The organism is Dyella sp. SYSU CM1112 (genome assembly GCF_058216415.1).
In genome coordinates, this window is the sequence record NZ_JBZEGI010000134.1 from 1 (window position 1) to 271 (window position 271).

General features: G+C 57.2%; 1 pseudogene. It reads right to left on the reverse strand.

The features are described 5' to 3' along the window. Positions 1 to 190 (reverse strand): annotated as a pseudogene (locus AC4HNJ_RS21945) (YceI family protein); the annotation flags it as partial. Between the last annotated feature and the right edge of the window lie 81 nt (positions 191 to 271).

Below are 271 nucleotides of genomic sequence, written 5' to 3' on the forward strand. Positions count from 1 at the left end.
GCTGCTCATCAAACACCAGCGTGCCGTCAGAAATGTCGATATCTGCCGTCGGATTGGAGAACCCAAAATGGCTCCAGCTAAACAACACCATGGTGTGCGCGGGGTCGAGCTTATAAGTCACCGGCGCGGCCTGGGCCGACAACGCTGCGCTGAGCAGCCCGGCGAGTATGACGTAACGGAAGGTACGCATGAAAAGTCTCCTGCCTTTATCAAAGGAATGGGTAAGTGCCTTTCGGCCGGACTCCGGGTTGAACGCTTCGCTCTCTCCGGA